Origin of the sequence: Leptolyngbya sp. GB1-A1 (assembly GCF_039962475.1) — a bacterium.
Classification (GTDB): Bacteria; Cyanobacteriota; Cyanobacteriia; order Elainellales; family Elainellaceae; genus Leptolyngbya_A.
In genome coordinates, this window is sequence record NZ_JAMPLI010000010.1 from 110,494 (window position 1) to 130,481 (window position 19,988).

22 protein-coding genes and 1 pseudogene are annotated in these 19,988 nt (G+C 52.5%); 15 read left to right on the top strand and 8 right to left on the bottom strand.

Annotated features, from left to right (window positions below):
- Nucleotides 1-75: 75 nt before the first annotated feature.
- Together NDI45_RS12760 and NDI45_RS12765 are read left to right on the top strand one after the other, a co-directional pair.
- Nucleotides 76-2,052 (top strand): DUF3685 domain-containing protein, encoded by a 1,977-nt coding sequence (locus NDI45_RS12760; protein ID WP_348247549.1) that lies wholly within the window; start codon nt 76-78, stop codon nt 2,050-2,052.
- Between the two features lie 303 nt (nt 2,053-2,355).
- Nucleotides 2,356-2,937, top strand: a complete 582-nt coding sequence (locus NDI45_RS12765; protein ID WP_190791026.1) for a thylakoid membrane photosystem I accumulation factor — start codon at nt 2,356-2,358, stop codon at nt 2,935-2,937.
- A gap of 149 nt (nt 2,938-3,086) precedes the next feature.
- On the opposite strand, the gene NDI45_RS12770 is transcribed toward NDI45_RS12765, so the two are convergent.
- Nucleotides 3,087-3,230 (bottom strand): hypothetical protein, encoded by a 144-nt coding sequence (locus NDI45_RS12770; RefSeq protein WP_190791027.1) that lies wholly within the window; start codon nt 3,228-3,230, stop codon nt 3,087-3,089.
- 64 nt (nt 3,231-3,294) lie between these two features.
- Complete coding sequence (gene petN / locus NDI45_RS12775; RefSeq protein WP_088890440.1) at nt 3,295-3,384, bottom strand: cytochrome b6-f complex subunit PetN; 90 nt, start codon at nt 3,382-3,384, stop codon at nt 3,295-3,297.
- A 120-nt stretch (nt 3,385-3,504) separates the two neighbouring features.
- On the opposite strand from petN, the gene NDI45_RS12780 reads away from it, so the two are divergent.
- The gene (locus tag NDI45_RS12780; protein ID WP_190791028.1) at nt 3,505-4,503 is read left to right on the top strand and encodes an energy transducer TonB; all 999 of its coding nucleotides are present in this window, start codon (nt 3,505-3,507) and stop codon (nt 4,501-4,503) included.
- A gap of 75 nt (nt 4,504-4,578) precedes the next feature.
- Nucleotides 4,579-5,079 carry a hypothetical protein gene (locus NDI45_RS12785; RefSeq protein WP_190791029.1) on the top strand — a complete coding sequence of 167 codons (501 nt, stop codon included), beginning with the start codon at nt 4,579-4,581 and terminating at the stop codon, nt 5,077-5,079.
- A 17-nt stretch (nt 5,080-5,096) separates the two neighbouring features.
- On the opposite strand, the pseudogene NDI45_RS12790 reads toward NDI45_RS12785, so the two are convergent.
- Nucleotides 5,097-6,299 (bottom strand): annotated as a pseudogene (locus NDI45_RS12790) (YifB family Mg chelatase-like AAA ATPase); the annotation flags it as partial.
- Nucleotides 6,300-6,494: 195 nt separating this feature from the next.
- On the opposite strand from NDI45_RS12790, the gene xisF reads away from it, so the two are divergent.
- The gene (gene xisF / locus NDI45_RS12795; protein WP_348247550.1) at nt 6,495-7,994 is read left to right on the top strand and encodes a fdxN element excision recombinase XisF; all 1,500 of its coding nucleotides are present in this window, start codon (nt 6,495-6,497) and stop codon (nt 7,992-7,994) included.
- Here the strand turns inward: xisF and NDI45_RS12800 are convergent.
- The 5 genes from NDI45_RS12800 to NDI45_RS12820 all read right to left on the bottom strand — a co-directional run bounded on the left by NDI45_RS12800 (nt 7,945) and on the right by NDI45_RS12820 (nt 13,325).
- On the bottom strand, nt 7,945-8,121 hold the full coding sequence (locus NDI45_RS12800) for a hypothetical protein (RefSeq protein WP_348247551.1): 177 nt from the start codon (nt 8,119-8,121) through the stop codon (nt 7,945-7,947). The two genes, xisF and NDI45_RS12800, sit on opposite strands and share 50 nt — an antisense overlap.
- Nucleotides 8,118-10,994 carry a DUF5906 domain-containing protein gene (locus NDI45_RS12805; protein WP_348247552.1) on the bottom strand — a complete coding sequence of 959 codons (2,877 nt, stop codon included), beginning with the start codon at nt 10,992-10,994 and terminating at the stop codon, nt 8,118-8,120. The genes NDI45_RS12800 and NDI45_RS12805 overlap by 4 nt, the downstream gene beginning before the upstream one ends.
- Nucleotides 10,995-11,564: 570 nt before the next feature.
- A complete protein-coding gene (locus NDI45_RS12810; RefSeq protein ID WP_348247553.1) occupies nt 11,565-12,344 on the bottom strand; it encodes a hypothetical protein in 780 nt (259 codons plus the stop codon).
- Nucleotides 12,345-12,604: 260 nt separating this feature from the next.
- Complete coding sequence (locus NDI45_RS12815) at nt 12,605-12,922, bottom strand: hypothetical protein (protein WP_348247554.1); 318 nt, start codon at nt 12,920-12,922, stop codon at nt 12,605-12,607.
- A gap of 226 nt (nt 12,923-13,148) precedes the next feature.
- Nucleotides 13,149-13,325: a hypothetical protein gene (locus NDI45_RS12820; protein WP_348247555.1), complete on the bottom strand. Its 177-nt coding sequence runs from the start codon at nt 13,323-13,325 to the stop codon at nt 13,149-13,151.
- A 227-nt stretch (nt 13,326-13,552) separates the two neighbouring features.
- Here NDI45_RS12820 and NDI45_RS12825 point away from each other — a divergent pair, with 227 nt between their 5' ends.
- Genes NDI45_RS12825 through NDI45_RS12870 form a run of 10 tightly spaced genes read left to right on the top strand, consistent with a single transcriptional unit; the run spans nt 13,553 to nt 19,851 of the window.
- Nucleotides 13,553-14,527, top strand: a complete 975-nt coding sequence (locus tag NDI45_RS12825; protein ID WP_348247556.1) for a hypothetical protein — start codon at nt 13,553-13,555, stop codon at nt 14,525-14,527.
- Between the two features lie 11 nt (nt 14,528-14,538).
- The gene (locus tag NDI45_RS12830) at nt 14,539-14,763 is read left to right on the top strand and encodes a hypothetical protein (RefSeq protein WP_348247557.1); all 225 of its coding nucleotides are present in this window, start codon (nt 14,539-14,541) and stop codon (nt 14,761-14,763) included.
- A 3-nt stretch (nt 14,764-14,766) separates the two neighbouring features.
- Nucleotides 14,767-15,039 (top strand): hypothetical protein, encoded by a 273-nt coding sequence (locus tag NDI45_RS12835; RefSeq protein ID WP_348247558.1) that lies wholly within the window; start codon nt 14,767-14,769, stop codon nt 15,037-15,039.
- 1 nt (nt 15,040) lies between these two features.
- On the top strand, nt 15,041-15,361 hold the full coding sequence (locus NDI45_RS12840; RefSeq protein WP_348247559.1) for a hypothetical protein: 321 nt from the start codon (nt 15,041-15,043) through the stop codon (nt 15,359-15,361).
- The gene (locus tag NDI45_RS12845; protein ID WP_348247560.1) at nt 15,358-15,921 is read left to right on the top strand and encodes a hypothetical protein; all 564 of its coding nucleotides are present in this window, start codon (nt 15,358-15,360) and stop codon (nt 15,919-15,921) included. Before NDI45_RS12840 ends, NDI45_RS12845 begins: the two co-directional genes overlap by 4 nt.
- Nucleotides 15,911-17,245 carry a hypothetical protein gene (locus NDI45_RS12850; protein ID WP_348247561.1) on the top strand — a complete coding sequence of 445 codons (1,335 nt, stop codon included), beginning with the start codon at nt 15,911-15,913 and terminating at the stop codon, nt 17,243-17,245. Before NDI45_RS12845 ends, NDI45_RS12850 begins: the two co-directional genes overlap by 11 nt.
- A complete protein-coding gene (locus NDI45_RS12855) occupies nt 17,242-17,439 on the top strand; it encodes a hypothetical protein (RefSeq protein ID WP_348247562.1) in 198 nt (65 codons plus the stop codon). The genes NDI45_RS12850 and NDI45_RS12855 overlap by 4 nt, the downstream gene beginning before the upstream one ends.
- On the top strand, nt 17,436-17,624 hold the full coding sequence (locus NDI45_RS12860; protein WP_348247563.1) for a hypothetical protein: 189 nt from the start codon (nt 17,436-17,438) through the stop codon (nt 17,622-17,624). The genes NDI45_RS12855 and NDI45_RS12860 overlap by 4 nt, the downstream gene beginning before the upstream one ends.
- On the top strand, nt 17,621-19,603 hold the full coding sequence (locus NDI45_RS12865) for a trypsin-like peptidase domain-containing protein (protein WP_348247564.1): 1,983 nt from the start codon (nt 17,621-17,623) through the stop codon (nt 19,601-19,603). The genes NDI45_RS12860 and NDI45_RS12865 overlap by 4 nt, the downstream gene beginning before the upstream one ends.
- Nucleotides 19,600-19,851 (top strand): hypothetical protein, encoded by a 252-nt coding sequence (locus NDI45_RS12870; RefSeq protein WP_348247565.1) that lies wholly within the window; start codon nt 19,600-19,602, stop codon nt 19,849-19,851. The genes NDI45_RS12865 and NDI45_RS12870 overlap by 4 nt, the downstream gene beginning before the upstream one ends.
- Nucleotides 19,852-19,988 lie beyond the last annotated feature (137 nt).

A 19,988-nucleotide genomic window follows, 5' to 3' on the forward strand; every position in this document is an offset into this window, starting at 1 on the left:
TTACCCCTAGACTATATCTCGCACTCCAGTTCTGGTATGGTGTGTCCCATAATTCTTGTGTGACGTTGTGCCTTCATGCGCGATGCTTTGCCAAGCCGTTTGCTGCGGCTGCTGCTGATTGATGCCGACCCCGTGTTTCGGCTGGGATTTCGGCTGGCACTCGCGCCGTTTCGTGATTTGGAACTGGTGACCGAGGCTTCAGACGGTGAAACTGCTCTGCAACTGCTTGCCGATCGCTTTAGCGTTACGCTTGCCGATCGCTTTAGCGTGACGGATATTGCGGTGGTGGTTGATTCGGTGCCCGAGCGTCCTGCTGATGCTCCGATCGATGCCAATCCCAACCTGACCGCAGGAATTGATTTGGTGTTGCTCGATGTCGGGTTGGGACGTACAGACCCCACCCAAATTCAGGGACTAGCCCTCTGTCAGCAAATCAAAGCTCTGTATCCCGATTTGCCCGTGCTGCTGCTCAGTGCCAATTCCGAACCGATCGTCCGAGCGGCAGCGCAACAGGCAGGGGCAAGCGGCTACTGTGCCAAAACTGCTGATGTGCCTGTCTTGGTAACAGCGATTCGGCAAGCAGCCGGGCGAGGCAGTTTTTCTGAAACGGTCGAGGCGGCAAACGCAACAGAAAGCCTATTTGATCAAAGACTGGAGCAACAATTACCCCTTCGGAGAACTGCGAAGCAATCGCCCCAAACCTTACCCAATCCTCGAACCGCGCCTTCTTCTGCCGTGACTCGGCTGCTGCAACGCTGGCGAAGCTCTGGCAACCGTCAAATCGATCGTGCCCTCGCTGAAATCAGCGCTTCCCTGCAAGATTTAGATTTATCAGCGATCGATCGGGCAGTTCTGGCGGGGCAATCGCGTGAGCTACGAGCTGCCCGTTGGGTACTCAATCGCCTGCTGCCGCCTGTTCCAGGGGCTGATGAATTGCAGGATCGCCTGCCCAGTACTGCCCAGGGAGTCCCTTCCTCAGCTGGCTCCGCTGCGGATGTCCCGAACCCTGCAAGCCGTTCTCTCGCGCTGCCTGGAGCGACAACCACTGCGATTCAAAGCCCTGCTGCTGCTGGGGCAATCGTCCCTGCGGATTCCCGCACCGTGCAGTCGATCGTCTTTGATGCGGTTTTTTCAAAGCTGCAAACCAGTTTGGTCAATCAGACCGACGTTCCGCTGGAAACGGACATTCTGCGAGAAGACAAAAAGCGCGAACTGTTCTACCTGATTCTAAGAAAGCTGGAAGATTTGCTGTCGGAGCTGCGCTATTCCCAGGTATCGCCGGATCTGCTGGATCAGAAGCGATCGTCCCTCCTGCGGGATTTGTGGCAAAACACTACCTCGGATTTTTTTGGACGCTATGCCACGCTGATGGTAGACGGCATCGAGTTTGATCTGGTCAATGTGCTGCTGCAAGACGAAGAAACGGTGCAGGCTGCCATTCTCAACAAAGTTCCGGGCGTGGTTGAGCTGCTGTCTCATTTGCTGTTTCAAACGCCGCTCCTGGTGGACAGTACACCCTACCTGGCAGGCAACCCCGAATCCCTGGCGCGAACCGAAATTCTGCTGGAGAACTTGATGATTCAGGTCGCAAATGCCGTAATTCAGCCCCTGCTGAATCGTTTTGCCAATGTGGAAGCAATCAAGCAAAACTTTTACGATCGCCGCCTGCTGTCCACCCGCGAAGTCGAGCGGTTTCGCAACGATCTATCCTGGCGATATCGGCTTCAGCGGCTCTACAGTGAGCCAAAGGATATCTTTGAAAGCCAGTATCGCCTGTTTGTCTTTACCGGACGCAGCATCAAGCAAGTGCCAATCTACGCACCGCGCAACCCCGAACTCGTGCAGCTTAGCGGCATTCCCTTTGTCGTCACCCTCGCCCTCGAAACCCGCGATGCCGTTGCCCCGCGCCTGCAAAATGTGGTTGCGTTTGTCGGCAATGGTTTAATCTATGTCCTGACCAACGTGATCGGGCGGGGGATTGGCTTAATCGGTCGCGGCATCGTCGAAGGCATTGGCAATGTGATGCAAGACGATCGCCCCCCTCGAAAATAGCAGTATCTCTAACTGAATCTCTAACTGACAAATTGCCGAACCTCACCTTGTCGGATGCCCGATGCCCTGACGCTTTACAATCACCTGACGCTTTACAATCAGGAGAGTGGCTGATTCGAGGTTGTTTGAACAGGATTTGGTATTCTACATCGCCCCCTAACTTCTCTAATGTGGGGACTTTGAGATTCAGAAGAAGAGCGAGGTTTCCCCTCAGAAGAGGGCTAGACGGGCGGTTCGGATGACAACTTTCAAACATCCTCTCAAGCTACATTGCCCATCATTCACCATTCGGGTGATTTGTTCATGCGTTTTCAATTCTGGCAACCCTCTCTGACCCGTCGATCTATCGCTCGTCTATGTTTGAGCCTTCTGCTGGGGCTGGTTATTTTTTGTGCCCATACTGCGCCTGCATCCGCACTCCTGACCGACGATCGCTTCGACGGCAACATCTTCCCTCTCTATGCGGGCAACGGCTCCCTCGTTCCGCCCAACATCACGCTGGCAGAAGCATTCAAAAATGAAAAGCCAACGCTGCTGATGCTTTATACAGACGACAGCCTGGACTGCAAAGAATACGCGCTCGTCGTTTCTCGGATCGATGGGCTGTATGGGTGGGCAATGAACATGATTGCGCTAAGCGTAGACCCGCTGCCACTCAAAGACCGCTATCGCTCGGATGAACCTGGCTACTATTACAAAGGCTATGTGCCTCAAACCGTAATATTCGATCAATCCAACAAAATTGTGCTGAACGAAAAAGGCTCGATTTCCCTGGAGCGGATTGATGATGTGTTGCGTGAAGTGTTTAACCTGCTGCCGCGATCGGAGTCAACAGAGCTGAGACGGCGACCCGTCAATGAAATCAGCACTGAGCTTGCTCCTTAGTCACGCTGTTTTTACTCCAAACTGCCTTAAAAACAAGGTTTCACGAAATTTCATGAATACTGCTCAACACAGTTCATGATCGCAACTCACAAAAAAGCAGCAGGTCGAGTCGACGCGCTGCCCTTTATTTTGATTCAGAGCGGAGAAAGTTATTTTCCCCGCTTTTCTTTTTCTCTGCTGCGTCGATCGCGCCACTCGATTGTGGTCAGATACGCAACACCACCGGTCACCGCGATTAAAAGTCCCAAAGTTGCAAACGCCAAAACGGTAAGCAGAGGAGAGGATTCACTCATAGCCGCTCCGCCCGAATAAATTTCATCAACACACCCGCATCACTCAATCGGGATGCCTCCAGAATTAGAGTCCGTTTCGTGCCCAAACAACGAGCGCGATCGAAAATGTGAATACGGACAGCAGAGAAACCCATCCTAAAGTCAAAATATCCATGAGCAGTTAATCAAGAGAGACATCGAAGTATTACAAATCTGATCATAATGCAAACGGTCTTCACTCAGGGTCGTCACGCCAAGCAGATTCCCCCTTTCCCCTTCCCCCACCCCTCTTCCCATGTCCCTCTCCCAACTCGCCCGATCGCAACACCACACCCGGCAGAAAAAACGCCTCACCCTTTGTCTTGGAGTCGCGATCGTCGCCCATGCGCTACTGTTTGTCGGATGGTCGCTAGAGCAGCGCGAAAATCGGCAGGCTCAAAAAGACCCGATCGGCGTTGAATTTGTTTACCTTGATCCGGCGATCAACCCGTCCAAAGAAACCGAATCCTCGCGTCGCGCACAAATTAATTCCAATGCAGGCGGCTCAAGAAATGAAGCTTTGCCACCTAGTGCCGGAAAGACGAGCCAGAGCACAGCCCCCCAACCGATTCCCGATCGACCCAGTACCCCTAATCCGCCTCAGTCTGTGTCTCAATCTGTGCCTCAGTCTGCGCCTCAGCCTGCTGCTGCCAATCCTGCCCCGTCCTCCGTTCCTCCATCTCCCCGTCCCAGCCCTGCAACTTCAGAGCCATCTGAAATTCAGAGAACGACTCGATCGCCTGCCGTCCCCCGTTCTGCCCAACCTGCCGTTCCCCAGACCGCAATGGTTCCCCGTCCTGCGGCTCCAGTGGGGGGGGCAGCCCCGCCAATCAATCCTCAGTCTGGGCAGGGGCTCGACGGGCAAATCAACCCCGATCGCACAGCCCCTGGGCCCGCTAGCCTTGATGCTGCTGGCGATGAGCTGTGGGGTGCGTATGTCTCGACGCTCAATCGCCAAATTGACCAGAACTGGCAAAGAATTACGGTTTCAGCACTGCGTCAGGCAAAGGTGCAGTTTGAGATCGATCGCCAGGGTCGCTTAATCAATCTGCGTCTGGTGGAGTCTTCCGGCGACCCATCCGCAGATACGGTTGCGCTTCAGGCAGTGCGGGTGGCTGCGCCCTTTGCCCCCTTTCCGACTCAGACGACTGAATCGCAGTTGCGAGTCAATTTCACGTTTACCTATTATCCTGCGGACGAATCTGCTGCCAGCCAAACGCTCAGTTCGCCACAACCCTTAACACCCGCGCAATAATCGTTTACGCTACTGCAGAGCCAGATTCGCTAAGCTCAGAGAAGGAATTTATAACACGCTTCATTCATTAAAAATATGTCAGCGATTGTTCATTCGGAAGCTCTGCGTCCCCGCTGGCGCACAATGGTTTTGGCTGTACTCGCCTTCTGGCTCAGTGCTAGTCTGCTGCTTGATCTGGTGATTATGCCCATGCTGTCGATGGCAGGAATGCTGACCGAGCCCGGCTTTGCGGCTGCGGGCTATTCGATTTTCTGGGTATTTAATCACCTGGAGCTATTCATGGCTGCACTGGTGCTAACCGGAATGCTGGTGCTTCGCACAATTTCCACCCATTTTCAACACCGCTGGGCAATTCCGGCAGCTCTAGCTCTGCTGGCGATCGTCTGCTGCTACACCTACGGGCTTACCCCAGAAATGAGTGCTCTGGGACTTCAGCTCAACTGGTTTGAATCGACTCCGGCTTTCTCTGGCGCAATGGTGCAGATGCAGGGCGTTTACTGGCTGCTGGAAGTTTGCAAACTCGCGATCGGGGCAATGCTGCTGAGCTGGTGCTATCAATCTGTAACCGAATCGTAGCTCATTCCGCAGATTGGCTATTGCATTCGATCGATCGTCCGATACTGAATCGCCTCTGCGACATGATGTGTCTGCAAACTCTCTTCATTGGCAAGGTCAGCGATCGTGCGAGACACTTTCAAAATGCGATCGGTGGCTCTGGCAGATAGTCCTAGTTTGCGAATTGCACTCTCTAGTAAATTGCGTGTTGTGTCGTCTAGTTGGCACCACTGCCGCAAATGACGGCTCTGCATTTCTGCATTCGATCGCAATGTTTCTTCCTTAAAGCGATGCAGGGTTCGATCGCGGGCTGCCTGAACTCGTGCCTGTACCGTGACTGAATCTTCGCCGATCGTCTGCTGGGTAATCTCCTCTGGCTTAAGGCGGCTGACCATCACCTGCAAATCAATTCGATCCATTAGCGGACCCGACAGCTTTGCCCAATACTGCTCCCGATGACGTGGGCTACAGGTGCAGGGCTGGATCGTATCGCCAAAGTAACCGCAGGGACAGGGATTTGTGCTGGCAACCAGCGTAAATTTTGCAGGAAACGAAACCGACTGCCGCGTCCGCGAAATCGTGACATGACCGTCTTCGAGCGGCTGTCGCAAAAATTCCAGCACATCCCGCTTAAACTCTGTCAGCTCGTCCAGGAATAGAATTCCTCGATGCGCCAGCGAAATTTCCCCCGGACGCGGATAGCTGCCGCCGCCGACCAGCGATGGACCCGATGCCGAGTGATGCGGGCTGCGAAACGGACGCTCGCCCATCAGACTGCCTCTGTCCTTCAGGAGTCCAGCGACTGAGTGAATTTGTGTGACCTCTAATGCCTCACCAAAAGTAAGGGGTGGCAAAATTCCCGGCAATCTTCGCGCCAGCATCGTCTTTCCACTTCCGGGTGGACCTACGAAAATCAGGTTGTGCCCTCCTGCAGCAGCGATTTCTAGTGCCCGGCGCGCCTGGGTTTGCCCTTTGACATCTTTCAGGTCGAGACTCTGAGAACGCGATCGAACGAGCTCTGCCTGACCATCGAGTTTGAGCGGCTGATAGCGATCGGGTTGATTCAGAAAATCCGCAACTTCCGAAATGTGCTGCAATCCATAAACTGAGATGCCTTGCACCACCGCTGCTTCGCGAGCATTGTCTGCCGGAACAATTAGCCCTTTCATACCTACCTGCTGAGCGGTTGCTGCGATCGCCAAGACTCCTGCGATCGGGCGCAGTGCCCCATCCAGTGATACAAGTACAATACATGTAAAAAAAATATATAGTGTATATATATAAAATTAATGAAAAACAAGATTGCCTTACCTGCCTTACCTAGTTTTCAGAAGCCTTACTGTACAAGGATTTTGCAGGTAAGGCACTTTTGAAACTGCCTTACAACTGCCTTACTTTTTGCCCAACGTGCCTTACCTGATGCCTTGGAAACTGCCATGAAACACACGACGATCGGCTATGCCCGTGTGAGCAAACGAGAGCAGAGCGAGGATAGCCACGCTCTAGAGCAGCAGCAGAACAGATTGACTCAAGCAGGGGCAGAAGAAATCTTTACCGATGTCGAAAGTGGCAGGAATGACGATCGCGCCCAGTTCGCAAAAGTCATGGAATTAGTGCGGGCGAAGCGGGTCGGAAAAGTCATTGTCACCCGAATTGATCGACTGGGTCGATCACTGCCTTCCTTGAGTGCGTCTTTGGATGACTTCAGAGAATCAGGAGTCGCCTTGCAAATCCTCGACGGTGGATTCGACATCAACACGCTCGGAGGCAAGACGCTGGCGAATATCATGGGCGTTCTGGCAGAGATGGAGTCGGACATGGTGTCTGAGCGGTCGCGGCATGGTTGGCGATACCTGCGTCAGCGCAAAGTCGCAATGAATCCCCCCTTTGGATACCGTAAGGTGAACGATCGGCATGAATTAGACAGAGAGCCGCTTCTGTGCCTGCTGGAGATGAAGCCAGACGCAGAAGTTATCGTCGATGGACTATCAAGGGCAGATGTAGCCAGAAGGCTTATAGAGTCCTTCCTGACCGCTAAAAGCCTGCGCCAGGCAATTCGACTATTCAATGAGCGGTACGGAATCCAGCAGTTCAGCCATACCCGCACGATCGCAGCAGGGTTTGAGACGCAGGGTTTATTTCAACGATCGCCCAGTGGCTTACGCAAGTGGCTTCTCAATCCGGTACTGCGAGGGCATCTGATCTATTTCGCGGATGACCCCGATCGGCGCGAGGTTCACTATAATACCCACCCTGACCATCGGCTGATAAGTGATGATGAGTTCACCCAGGTAGAGCGAATCCTTGAAATGAACCGGGAGCAGAGAGGATTCGGAACCCGATCACCTATCTACCCGCTATCAGGACTGATCAGATGTGGGAGGTGTGGAGCATCATGTTACGCCAACAAGAGCGCGCCGGATGCCCAGCACGCCCAAACTTACCTTTATTACTATTGCCGCGCTGCCAGCGCGGGCGCGTGTTCGCAGACAAACTACTGCCGCGTCGATGCGATCGAATCAGAAGTGATTGCCGCCCTACTTGCTAAAGCAGCCGCGATCGCAGAGATGGCAGATGTCCCCACCGGACAGCAAAGCAGCATCAGCCCTGAACTACTCCAACTTCAGGAGCAGCTTGCAGGGCTGGAGCGGCTAGGCTTCAATCCGGCACTGGAAGCGGCAAAGCAGGACATCAGAATCCAAATTGAAGCCCTGCAACGGCAGTCGAGCGCAGAATCCGAGTACCAATCTGAACTTGTAGAATTGCTGTCTGCTGTAGGAGATGCCCGCTATTGGGAGACGTTGGAGCCGGACGAAAAAAAGTCGATTTATCGGCAGTTGGTTGATCGGGTAACGATTCAGCCATTTCCTGATCAACCGCCTGCTACTAAGCTGCGTCCTCTCCAGTGGGATATTCAGGTGACTCTGAAGCTTTGATCGCTTCCAGACTGGCAGTTAAGCAGGCATCGCAGGGGCGATCGGGTGTGTGAGTACATTTAGCCGCTGCCTGTTGCTTTGCCTGGTTGAATCGCTTTGCAGTGGCTTTGATGAGGTCGATCGTCATACTGACACCGCCTCCGCTGGCATCAGATCGTCAGGATTCGAGACACATCGGAATAGCCCGCCTGCAAAATCAATCCGGTAAAAGGTTAGCTTCCCTTCTGACGATATTTTGGTGATGGTTCCGACTCCAAGTTTCTTGTATTCATTTCGAGGTGCCACCCGATCACCTATTGCCCATGTTGAAGTAGGACTGCTCGATCGAGACTGCGGAGGCGCATCGTTTGTCACGGGAACGGTCGAGATTGTCGGATGATCGGCCTCTGTGGCTGGCTCCACCGCATCAGGAGCTGCTTCGGCCTGCTGTGGTTCTAGCGACACCTCGATCGGCTTTCTGGCAAACTTCAGCCCCTTAATCATCTTTTGGTTCTTGTACTCGCCAGATTTGACAGTCAGGACTTCACATTGAGGAAACAAAGCAAGAAGCCGTCTTCCGACCTGGTTCATTCCCTTGACGTATGGATCGCCCGGTCGCACATCCTCCGACCATACCCGCTTTGACTCGCCCCGCATATCATGGACATCGGTGAATACCTCCGTCTCGCCGTAGAAGCTTTCCAGGCTTCTCCACAAGTCTTTGATGAGGATTGGCTCGGCATTGCGATCGAACTCCAGCCCGACGCTTTCTGCCCACTCTAGGACATGGCTATTGTGGATTTGGATTGAGTTCATCGCCGCATCACAGCAGGAGTAATCAATCCCCTCCCGCAATAGATCCTTGAATGCCTGTACCAGTCGATTCAGAAATGCGGGCAGCACGTTCGACCGGATAAAGTCTTCATCATGCTTAAATCGGGGATCTACAGGCAATTCACCCTTTGCCGGGTCTGCATTTTCAACAAAAATTTTGTTGAACAGAATAGGCGCAATCCTTGATTTGATTGCGGTTTGCGCTCCCTTCAGCGAGGGGATACCGTTCAGATTGTAGAAATGCAGGCACTTTGGGGTGAACTCCTCCACATCTACACCTTTACGCTCAAACCCTAACCTTTCCCCAGTAATCGCCATTTTCAGGCTTTGCAGGCTATCAATCTGAACCTTGTGGTCATTTTCGCTCGCCCAGTTAACTAGGCTAAGCCGCAAAGGGACAAGCGGAAATTTTTTACCTGTGTCGTAGATCTGGTAGTCAGTCAGCGTTACGCTCGTCATTCCTGACCCACCCAGCAGCAGTGATAAACTTTCCCGAAAGGTGTCCTTCCCGTTGGACCCAACGCCACAGGCAAGAATTGCCCGTGTTGCTGATCGTCCGTACTTTTTACGCACCAACGGCAGGTTAAACACACTTGCCATCGTCCGTAGTATCACCTCTAAAAAATCCGGCTCCAACGCTGCCAGCATCCGATCGCAATCCTCTGTAGGTGCATTAGGGTCATAGGTTGCGTTTGGGCGGTACAAGAATTTGTACTCCCGACAGTGCAGAACTAATACTGGGTCATTCTGTGGATTGTCCCAATTAAAAAGCAGCACTCCGTTTGTGCAGTTCACGCCTGGGGGATTGCATTCGTCAGCAGGAACAGCGGTTGATTGCTTCAAGTATTCCAAAGCCTCCTTGATTGTGCCCGTCTTGGCGAATGGGTAGACGGTCACGCCTCTGGACTTGTTGTAGTAGCTGTACCGGGACAGATATCTGTGAATCGATTTCAGCAGCAGAGAATCGTCCTGCTGTTCAAAAAAGCAATCGTCCGTCCATCGATACAGCTTCCCATCAACTGAAATCCAGTCTTCTAGTGAATTGCAGAACACCTGATGCAGATTCTCCAGGAGATACATTCCAGGTGTGTACTGGATGATGTCGCTTTCAGGTTCATCCCCCGAATCAGCTTGCTCTTTGCTCTTTTTGGTTTTGCGCTCTTTGCCTTCAGCGGTCACTGCTGGCTTTTCAAATGCGGGCATCTCCACGCCTGCCTCTGCTGCTAATTCCTTCACCAGTTCCACAAATTGTCTGCCTCTCGGATCTCCGTCCCCTCCTTTCATCCGGTGGCGGTACTGGATTGGAGATCCACCAATGTCGCACTGTGGGCAGTGCCAAAGCCACTCGCTATTTTTGCCGTTTGGCTCGACATGAAACGCAGTTCCACTCTGCGAGTCATGCCACGGGCAGCAGCCGCGCATCTTGCCGCCACTGCGATTGGTTTGCCAATCGTGCCCAGTCCAGTTGTAGATCTGTATTGGGCTGAGGCGTGAATAAAGCTGCTGCGACAGGAAATCAGATAGGCTGCCAGAATCGAATGAGCCGATCGCGCTATTTGCCTTGATATCAGGAGTTGCCTTGGTTTTAACGTGACGAGGGATGAGCGATCGTAATTTGTCGTAGCTGTACGTTTTATCGCAGCGGTGAGCGATTTTGCATTGAACCGGATCTTCTCCAGCTTTAATGTGCCACGCTCCCGGCAACCGCATCACACGACTAGGATTCTTCAGAGTGCGGTCTGCGTCCATCCACTCCAAAAAATCCTCCTGCAGTTTGCGCCATTGCTCGATCGGACAGCCGCTCTTAATAACAAAGTAGTTGTGTACCGATTTTCGGGTAACGACTTGCAGGTTGGGTTCTAAGCCCTTTTCCTGCCATGCCCGTAGTTGATCTTCGATCGGGCGATCGTCCCACTCACAAAACAGGGCACGTCCGATTTCAACATCAGCATCCCTTTGCCCACCTCCGTTTACGACAAAGTAGAGCCCTCCGTCTGGCTCTTGGAGGTGTGGTACGTTTGGCATGGTGAAGCTGCTGTTTTTTGGTTTGCCGCTCCCGCCTTTCGGAGGAAAGGAGCGCAGATAAACCGTATCGCCTATGTTGTAGCCCAGCGCATAAAGCAGCTCCTGAGCTTGAATGCGCTCAATTGGCAGAGATTCGGAATAACGGCAGGTAAGGTTGTTCATCACACACACCCACTCCAAGAAATAGCAATGCCCTCAAGCTGGCAATAGTAGAGCCACTTATTGATCGCAGTCGATTTCTCCTTACTCCAAAGTAAATCGATCGCGCGATCGAGATGAGCGGGAAAATGTATTACGTTTTGTGATCTATTTGTATTACAATTACGGAAAGAATTTGATTGGGGGAAGCTAGTCATGCCGCTACCTCCTTATTTCTTTGCTGGCTTCTTCCTTAGCCGCCTTCCAGCGAATATATCGCTGAGTGATTTGCCGCTCCCATCGATCAAGATATTTGCCCTTAGATTGCTTCTGAAGCAGCTGGGAAGCCTGATTTAGCCATCGAGAGCGGTATCTTAACTGCTGCTCCGTTCGGGGGAGTATTGCATTTTTATGCGAAATTAAGTCAGAATAAGACATGACAAACTTGTTCCGCCCCCAGTTCTTAGCTGGGACGGATATCGATTACAAGGCTCACTCTGCTTTCTGATTGGCGTCGGGGCAGGTGAGCCAGATTTTTTGCTATAGGGATATTCAAGCATGGTCGTTTCGGCTTGTGAAAATCTGACTTTGTGGTTAAGTTTTGTTAACAACTGCCAGTGCGTTACCAGCAGGAATATAACCTCCAATTTCAGGCAGCTCATGACCGTTGCTTAGGCTGGGAACTCCAAAAGACGATTGCACAGCAGCTAGCCGCATATCCTCAAATCTGGTCCGCTTCAGAATGGCGTTCAGCTTTTTGTGTCGCTTCAGGAATTCCGCCCACTCTGATTTCAATTGCGTATGCCGCAGTTCCCAGACGGCAAACTTCCAAAAATCAGCCCAGCCTCCATAACGTAATTGCAGAAGTTGTTCCTGTTGTTCTGCCTCAGATACGGCATCTCGGTAAAGTTTTGATTCTGCTGTGAATAGATCCCGGATGCCGTCTAAGGGGATGCCCTGGCTGGGCTTTTCCTCAAATAGTGTATAGATTGAATTTGCGTTCTCCCTACAAATTTCGGTGAACAGCTCACAAGCATTCCGAAAAGAAAATGCCCTGCCCTCTTGTCTTGCCTTCGATCGGACGATGCCAAAGCTCCGCCGCAATACATTGAGGATTGCAAAGTAGTATTCCGTCTTCGCTTCAAGGAGATCTTTGTACAGAGGACTGAGCGCATAAGAGTGCAGTGGATCGTCTCCGGTGTACCCCTGGAGGTGATCCAAGCGTTCGCCAATGAAACGCCATTCAGCCCTCTTCAATTCGATCAGATCGCGTTGTTTTTTGTGGCGCAGTCGCTTCTCAACATCAGGCAACTTGGAGACGACTGCCACCATTCGCTTGTGCTGCGATCGAATTGCCGCTAATGATTCAACCATTGCCATCGCCTCACTTGTCCTTCCCAGCATCAACTTCTGGGTATTTGTCAAAAAACTCGCGCGAATCCGTTCTAGAGGTGGCACGACAACTCAATCAGCCTGTCGCTGAGATTCTATAGTAGATCTGAGAATTTGAGGGTCAATAATTGCGCGATCGAGCGCAACTCTTTCCCCCATTCTGTTGAAAACGCCTCTAAAGGCGTTCTTGGAGCAAATTCGATCGTCTATCCTCGGAATTTCCGAGGATGGCAGCATTGAGCCTATGCTGCTGTGATATGCCGTCCCCAGCAGTGCCGAACGCCGTCAGGATTGACCCGATCGGCTAACTGGTCAATCGTTTCATCCCAGTTTGCCGGAGTTTCCTCGATGGCTCCCTCCCAGAACAGCGCGTGAATTTCGCTGATGCCGCTGCGATAGTTCACCAAAACTAACTGAGGAGTAAACCCTAAGTCTTTCGCAACCTCTAGCGCATCCGTCAGTGGCACGATCACCAGATTGACGGAGAGATACCGCTGTCCCTGTTTTGGGATAGCAGGTAATGTTCTGATGCCCTGGATGTCAATCGTCGCTGTTGTCATCGTCGTTCTCCTTTGCCTCTGATCTGAACCAGCAGACAAAGCGGTAAGTGCCGTTTCTGCTGGGCTTTTTGGATGCTTGGCTAACGTTGATCACCTCCGCTAGTCCCTGCTCGAATAGGCGATGGATTCGCATTTAGCCTGAGCCGTTGCAGAACTCTCTGCCCAAACTTCCTGCTCCCACTCCTCAAAATTTTCCGGGTCTTGCAGCATCTAACTCGATCGTGCCTCACTTGCTCTTTTCTGCCTTTCCTTGCTTATCCCTAGCAGCCAGGGTGACGAGTGCTGCTGCGAGGTTAGCAACCGTTCGCACCTCCTCTTCAGCCCATTTCTCAAGGATTTCATACACGTCGTCATCGACGGATATGGTCATTCTCTTAGTCATGTCATTAGCACTGTTTTGCATAAATGATAGACCTCCGCAGAACTTAGAGCTTTATTTATGCTGATGCCATAAGCTGTTAACAGCATAAACTTATGCTACAGTCTAAACCATAAGTTTCAAAAAAGATCAAACGTACCAACTTAGCCCGATCGCCTGATCGCCCCTAAACCTGAATCGCTATAGGGTTTAGAGCCGATTTCGCTGCTGATCTGGGCACAAATTCATTTGCCCCCAAAGGAGCTACCTGTATGAGTTTGACGACAATCGCCCTCGACCCTGGCAATTTCCAGATCAAGGTCTGCGACGGCAATGAGCAGCCGCGATCGATTCGCTCGGTTCAATACCGCTTGCCTAAAGGCGTGAATGCCCTGAAATCTCTCAAGAACAGCCCCATCGTTGACCTGGAGGACGGCACGCGCTACCACATTGGACAACAAGCGTTCAAATATGCCAGTCAGCAGCAGACTGTCACCACTGACAAAGCCCAGCTCGCCCGTCTGCACTTCTACAGCGCGATCGAGACGACAGAAGGCGATATTCGGCTGATTGTGTCGCACCACTCGCCAGAGGTTTACACCCATATTCTGAAAACTACGCTTGCTGGAAAGCACAGCTTCAAGCGCAATGGTATTCAGCACCAGGTCAACGTGGTCAGTGTCGAAGTCGTGCCAGAAGGCATCGGCGCATACTGGGCAGCTCAAGCAGCAGGGTTAAACCCCGACTCTGGCTACAGCATTGTTCTTGATCTGGGTGGTTCTTCCTGGCTGTACCGCGTTGTGGACCAGGACGGGGACATCATCGCTGGGGATGTGGGCGATCGCTTCGGTTCCTACCACCTGGCAATGCAGATCGCAGCCGATAGCCGCCTGAAAACGCCGCTGCGTCGCTATGGCATCACCTCGCCGGATGTCGGAGCTATTCTTGATGGCTTCACCCGTGGGCACTGCTACCAGGAAACCGGAATCACCTGGGCAGATTGGCTTCCCGAATATCTTGACCCGTGGTTCAAGCAGATTTTGGGCACAGTCCAGACTGCCTGCACTGCTCACCTGCCCTCGACTCGCCGCTTTATCGTTGCCGGTGGTGCAGCTCACCTGGTCGAAACCAAACTGCGAGGCGTTCAGCAGTTTGTGGTTATGCCGAATCCTGCGTTCAGCAATGTTCAGGGTATGTTCCACCATGTTTCGCCTGTTCAGGCCGCTCGCCATCTAACAGCAGTTTGAGGGAACGCGAAATGATGTCACAAACCCGCATAAGTAGCGATGTCTGGGAACTGGGACGGCAGATCGCTGAAGCCAAAGGACTGAAGAATGAACGGCAAGCGATCGAGGCAGTGGTCAGAGTTTATGCCCGTCATTACCTGCAAGGAATGCAGTCGATCGACTCTCCCGCAGTTCCCTTAGCAGCGCAGCCAGCATCAGCACAAGATGCACTAAGTAGCGTCCTCTCGTCCCTATAGCGTTTGGTGCAGCAACTCCAAGCCGAATTTCTAACATTAACCCCTTTTCGCCTATCTCCTGTCCCGCGTCCCGGTGTCCCGCAGGGACAGAACGCAGAATCAAGCCTTTCAGCCATTTTTCAGGGACACCGGGACACCGAAAAAGCCGATCGGGACACTAATCCCTGTCCCGCTAGATGTAGCAGGACTTTGAGGGCATTTTCAGCCGATCGCCAGTTTTTGATTAGCCCTTCCTACAAATCAGTTTTGAACTATCACGAATTGGAGGAAACATGACGTGATTATTCGCATTGTTTCAGTGACGATTTTCAACTTTCTGCTGACCGTCACGCTGGGGTTTGGGTCACTCAAGAATGAGTACCCCAGGCGAGAGCATTATGAGCGACTGTATGGGATCTACATGACCCAAATTCTGCCCATCTCGCTAATTGGCTCTATGGCGGGGCTGTTTGTTGCAGAAAAGCTGGTCAGAAAGCAGAGCGAATCAGCCCAGCTCCGCAGATTGGCAGCCCGCAAACTCGAAAATCCTAGCCTCACTTCCGACGAAGTGACTGCTTGGACAACGATCGCCGCTACCCTGCCGGAGGATGACGCATGAAAGCAGTCTTTCGCCCCAATCAGCCCGTGAAACCAATCGCCATCGTCCTGACCGCTGGGTTCATCGTTGCGATCGGTTCTGGCATTGTTGCCGGAGTTCGTAAAGGGCAGGAGATGGCGACTCAGCAACGGCAACAGCAGCAAGCAGAACAGAGGAAATATCCCGTCCCCCTGATGCAAAAGGGACTCGACACGCTCAACGCCAGCAGTAGCAAGCTAGATAAACAGATTGTTGCAGGTCTGGCTTGGCAATATCTCCAGCAAGCAAACGCAACCGATAAGCCGATTCTCTGGATTCGCAAAAAAGCCAACGATATCAGCTTTGACATCTCTCAGCAGTACAACACGCGCCTGATTCGCTCTGAGAAAGAGTTGGAATATCTCCACACTCTGAAGTTGAGAAGTGAGGCGATTGGACTGTTGATGAATGCCGTGGCTCAGGGAAAAGAGTCAGAGATTCAAAACTCGACAGACCTGTTCCCGCTGGTCAGAGAGACGAATAATCTCCGCAGCATCTATGACTCCCAAGTGGTTGAGAAGAGGTATCCCGATGAAAATTGAGCGCACCTTACACGCGCAGGTTAACCTCGCCCTGGTAACGGCTGCTCTGGTACTGATCGTCGCGCCAATGCGACCCGTCTTGAAGATGGCGATCGTCGGAACTCTCACCCTTGCCGCTCAGCGACACGCGCAAAAGCAAGAACTGTTAGTGAGAGACTATCAAACGGCTGTAGCGGTCGCAGGAAACGCCGTCAGCAGCGAGCTAAACGGGTTTGCAAATTGGCTAAAGGGACACTTCCCGGAACTGGAGGGCAAGCCGAAAAATCGCATTCAGAAGATCTGTCTGGACGGCTACCGGGAACTGCTGAAAGCACCCAGCAACCCGATCGCCAAATATGCCAAACTTGCCCGCCAATCCCTCATCTTTGTGGGCAACCCCAGAGAGGGAAAGAGCGTTGCCGCGCATTATGCTCTTAGCGCGTGGGTTGATGAAGATCCAGATCTGATTCTGTATGTCTTTGACCCTGCTTTGGGCGTGAATGACAGCCCCCGATTCCGATCGAACTGGTTAGGCATTCCCCGCCTCACCACTTGCCCGAAAGATGTGCAAACGGGTGTGTTCAAAGGATCAGCCAAACAGCTGAGAGATTTCCTAGAACCTGCCTACTTGCTGTTTCAGGGACGGGAACGAGAGGAGGTTAATTATCCCCCCGTTGCCATGGTGGTCGATGAACTCTCAAACAAACTGAACGAATTGAGCGAGAAGGAGATTGAGCCGATCGCTCAAATGATTCAGGCGTTAGCAGGGCAGGCTCCCAAGTACGGCATTTTCTTTTGGGGCATTCTGCACACCACGACGAAAGAAGAAATGGGCTTGCCTCGTCAGACCATCCGGCATTGTGCCGCCGTCATGGGTGTGGAAGCAGCACAGGACAAATCGCAGCTCAGCAACCTGCCCCGTACCATTCCGCCAGGCGCGATCAGCTTTGGGCAGCAGCAGTATCGACTCAGAGGCGGCAACCCAGCAGGCTTTGTAACCTCCATTCCAATCGAGAATGGCTATCTCCCAGTGCCACCGCTCGAAGGCTTAGACGAACTGCTAAGGGATTGGGTGACAGAGGACGGACAGACCCAACTTGAGATCGAATTCGCCCAGAGGCTTGAACTGCCCGAAGTACAGGAAGCGATCGAACTGTACCTGTCTGGATTGCTGAAAGACCCCAGCGAGAAGGAGGAGCCGAAGAAATATCTGTTTCGCCTGATTTGGGACATTCCCTATCGCGGCGATAGAACCGAGCATCGCGCCATCCTCGATCGCTACCTGGAAGCCCAGAAGAACGCACAAACTAACGGACACGCTGAACCTGTCGAGGTGAACCCATGAAATTCTTTTTCAACCTACTCGCAGCCCCCTACTTTCTCGCACTAATCGTGCTGCTGATTGCTTCTGGAGCAGTCAGCATCGATAAAGCGATCGTTGCTACTGGACGATTCACAGCGATCATTTTTTCGGCAGTGGATCGAGCTTCCAGTGATAATCCTCCCTTCCCTGACCGCAACGAAGGAGAGCAGCAATGAACTTTGTTTGTGCCATCGCCACGATTGCCAGTATCACCGGGATTGTGTACCTGCTCAATCCTGAGTTCAACCAGTTCGTTGATACCGAAGTCACCCCCCCGATCGCATCCTGGAGTGGTCAAAAATTACCCACCTGGGAAAAGGTGAAAGAGTCCTTCCAGCAAGGTTTTGAGGAGGAACGATGACGCAGACAGCAGGGCAACAGATTGACCCGCAAGAACTCATCAAACTGATTCAGGAGAATCCGGAGGTCAAGCAAGCCCTGCTGCAAACGGTCAAGAATCGGAAACGCAAGAAGCCAGCCACTTCAAATGCAGCAGGGACAGAGCAGGACGCACCAGAAACAGAGACAGAGCTGACCGACGCAAACGCGGCTCAGATGCAGAAATTGATGCTGGAAGCCATTCAGCAGATTGAAAGGAATTCAGCCGAACAGAAGCGCACCGCAGCAAACATTTATCGCTCTGTTCAAACCACCCAGGCACTCGCCAAAGAAATTCGCACCGTTAAACGCATTGGTAGCGATGTTCGTGAGATCGGAGAGGTCGCAGTTTTGGCAATTGCCCTTACTAGCGCGGGATTGTTCGTCATTGTCTGCACGGCAATCGTGCTGAAGAACGCCATCACTGACGCGATCGGTGGCATAAACCCGTTTAGCGGGGAGAGCAACTCCACTTCGGCTCAAGTGGTGAACATGGACTTCCCTGGCATTTATGACGGCGGCGAGGTTGCAGGAATTCCAGTGACCAGCAATTTCGGCATGAGAGTTCACCCCATTACCGGAGTGGAGAAGATGCACGAGGGCGCGGACCTGGGAATGGATAGCGGAACGGCCCTCCATGCCCCTGCTGCTGGAATTGTGGAATGCAAAGAAGACCCACCAGGGTACGGAACCTATGCAGAAATGGGTTTGCCGAATGGTGACAGTATTCTGTTGGGGCATTTGAGCGAGTGTTTTGCAGGACCCGCGCAGCCGGGAAAGCAAATTGCCACATCGGGTAACACGGGAGCCAGTACAGAGCCACACCTGCATCTAGAACTGCTTAAGGGTGGAAAGCCGGTTCAACCAACAATCGATGTGGCATTGGGTGTGATTGTGGGCGTGGACTACATGAAGGTTCGAGAGCTAACCGCTAAGTATTACCAAGCAACAGTTCATCAAGAATCAGGAGGAGAACATACTGCTCAAAACACTCGCACCGCAGCAACCGGATTGACTCAAATCATGCCCGATAACATCCCAAGCTGGAGCAAGGAAGCACTGGGCAACGCTGTCTCTGTGGATGAGTTTTTAGCCAGTCCCGACCTGCAAAAGTCCATCAGCCTTTATCGGATGGCAACCAATGTGGCGCAGCAGCTCAAGGAAGCCAACGGGGACGATCGCACTGCCTTACGCCGAGTTGCAGCCCTTTGGTATAGCGGCAATCCAGCCAGAGAGAATGATTACTCTGCGCTGCCTTTCCCTGGTGAACCGTCCGTAGGCGACTACGTTGATTCTGTGATGAGCAAAATTGATGGCGCAGCTGGTGCAGATGTGCCGCCGCCAGTTCAACCGCCATCAGCCAAGGAAGAACGCGAGCGGGCAGAGCAGTTCTTGCAGCAATCCCCTAAAGTAGCAGACCCTGATCGCTTCACCGTCGAAGTGTGGATCAACACCGACAGCGGCATAGCCCCAGCCAGCGGCATCATCATTCGATCGGACGGGCTAATTCTGACCAATCATCATGTCATTGCTAATGGACTGCTGCACGTCAAAACGAAAGACGGCAAGCAGTTCAGCGGACGCACGATCGCGAGCGACAGCAGCTTAGACCTGGCACTCGTTCAACTGGATGGAGCCGCTAACCTGCCCACCGCACCGCTGGCACAGTCAGCCAATGTCAAAGCAGGGGACACGGTAAGAGCGATCGGGCATCCGATGGGAAGCCACTGGAAGCAGACTGAAGCCTCAGTGATTGTTGTAAACAGCGATTGCGGGCTGCAAGCTTTAGACGGCAACTGTATCAGAACGCCATCCGGTTTCCTTTATCCCGGTAATTCTGGAGGTCCGCTCCTGAACGATCGGGGTGAGGTGATTGGCATCAATCGAGCGATTCAGGAAAGCACGGGTGAGGGGGTGAGCATTCCGATCGAAATCTTCCACCAGCAGTTCAAGATGCCATGAAAAACCACAAATTCCCCTTAATCGATCGAAACGGTCAGCGAGTCATTCTGCAACGAACCGGAGAGGAAGGAATCATCGTGCATCGCGGCACTTGTGCTTATTGGGTCGAATTCAGCGATCGGTGTGAAGTGCGATCGACTTATGAACTGGATTACCTAGACGAGCCGGAGCCAGCGCAGCAGCGGGTAGGCAAAGCCAGAATGACGCAGTTATCACTGTTTGAACAGCAAAGCCCCCGATCGCATTGATCAAGGGCTGCTTTTCCTGGAGAACGACTCAAAAAAAATGCCCCTAATAAGCTGGGGCGATTTATTAAATCCTCTCTTGTTTGTTATGTGATTAGTATTGCAAGTCTGCTTTACATTTCCATCCTGCTACCGATGGG

Excerpts from the sequence above, each read along its gene's own strand:
- NDI45_RS12760 (WP_348247549.1), top strand. The coding sequence starts at position 76 with ATGCGCGATGCTTTGCCAAGCCGTTTGCTGCGGCTGCTGCTGATTGAT.
- NDI45_RS12765 (WP_190791026.1), top strand. The coding sequence starts at position 2,356 with ATGCGTTTTCAATTCTGGCAACCCTCTCTGACCCGTCGATCTATCGCT.
- NDI45_RS12770 (WP_190791027.1), bottom strand. The coding sequence starts at position 3,230 with ATGAGTGAATCCTCTCCTCTGCTTACCGTTTTGGCGTTTGCAACTTTG.
- petN (WP_088890440.1), bottom strand. The coding sequence starts at position 3,384 with ATGGATATTTTGACTTTAGGATGGGTTTCTCTGCTGTCCGTATTCACA.
- NDI45_RS12780 (WP_190791028.1), top strand. The coding sequence starts at position 3,505 with ATGTCCCTCTCCCAACTCGCCCGATCGCAACACCACACCCGGCAGAAA.
- NDI45_RS12785 (WP_190791029.1), top strand. The coding sequence starts at position 4,579 with ATGTCAGCGATTGTTCATTCGGAAGCTCTGCGTCCCCGCTGGCGCACA.
- xisF (WP_348247550.1), top strand. The coding sequence starts at position 6,495 with ATGAAACACACGACGATCGGCTATGCCCGTGTGAGCAAACGAGAGCAG.
- NDI45_RS12800 (WP_348247551.1), bottom strand. The coding sequence starts at position 8,121 with ATGACGATCGACCTCATCAAAGCCACTGCAAAGCGATTCAACCAGGCA.
- NDI45_RS12805 (WP_348247552.1), bottom strand. The coding sequence starts at position 10,994 with ATGAACAACCTTACCTGCCGTTATTCCGAATCTCTGCCAATTGAGCGC.
- NDI45_RS12810 (WP_348247553.1), bottom strand. The coding sequence starts at position 12,344 with ATGGTTGAATCATTAGCGGCAATTCGATCGCAGCACAAGCGAATGGTG.
- NDI45_RS12815 (WP_348247554.1), bottom strand. The coding sequence starts at position 12,922 with ATGACAACAGCGACGATTGACATCCAGGGCATCAGAACATTACCTGCT.
- NDI45_RS12820 (WP_348247555.1), bottom strand. The coding sequence starts at position 13,325 with ATGCAAAACAGTGCTAATGACATGACTAAGAGAATGACCATATCCGTC.
- NDI45_RS12825 (WP_348247556.1), top strand. The coding sequence starts at position 13,553 with ATGAGTTTGACGACAATCGCCCTCGACCCTGGCAATTTCCAGATCAAG.
- NDI45_RS12830 (WP_348247557.1), top strand. The coding sequence starts at position 14,539 with ATGATGTCACAAACCCGCATAAGTAGCGATGTCTGGGAACTGGGACGG.
- NDI45_RS12845 (WP_348247560.1), top strand. The coding sequence starts at position 15,358 with ATGAAAGCAGTCTTTCGCCCCAATCAGCCCGTGAAACCAATCGCCATC.
- NDI45_RS12850 (WP_348247561.1), top strand. The coding sequence starts at position 15,911 with ATGAAAATTGAGCGCACCTTACACGCGCAGGTTAACCTCGCCCTGGTA.
- NDI45_RS12855 (WP_348247562.1), top strand. The coding sequence starts at position 17,242 with ATGAAATTCTTTTTCAACCTACTCGCAGCCCCCTACTTTCTCGCACTA.
- NDI45_RS12860 (WP_348247563.1), top strand. The coding sequence starts at position 17,436 with ATGAACTTTGTTTGTGCCATCGCCACGATTGCCAGTATCACCGGGATT.
- NDI45_RS12865 (WP_348247564.1), top strand. The coding sequence starts at position 17,621 with ATGACGCAGACAGCAGGGCAACAGATTGACCCGCAAGAACTCATCAAA.
- NDI45_RS12870 (WP_348247565.1), top strand. The coding sequence starts at position 19,600 with ATGAAAAACCACAAATTCCCCTTAATCGATCGAAACGGTCAGCGAGTC.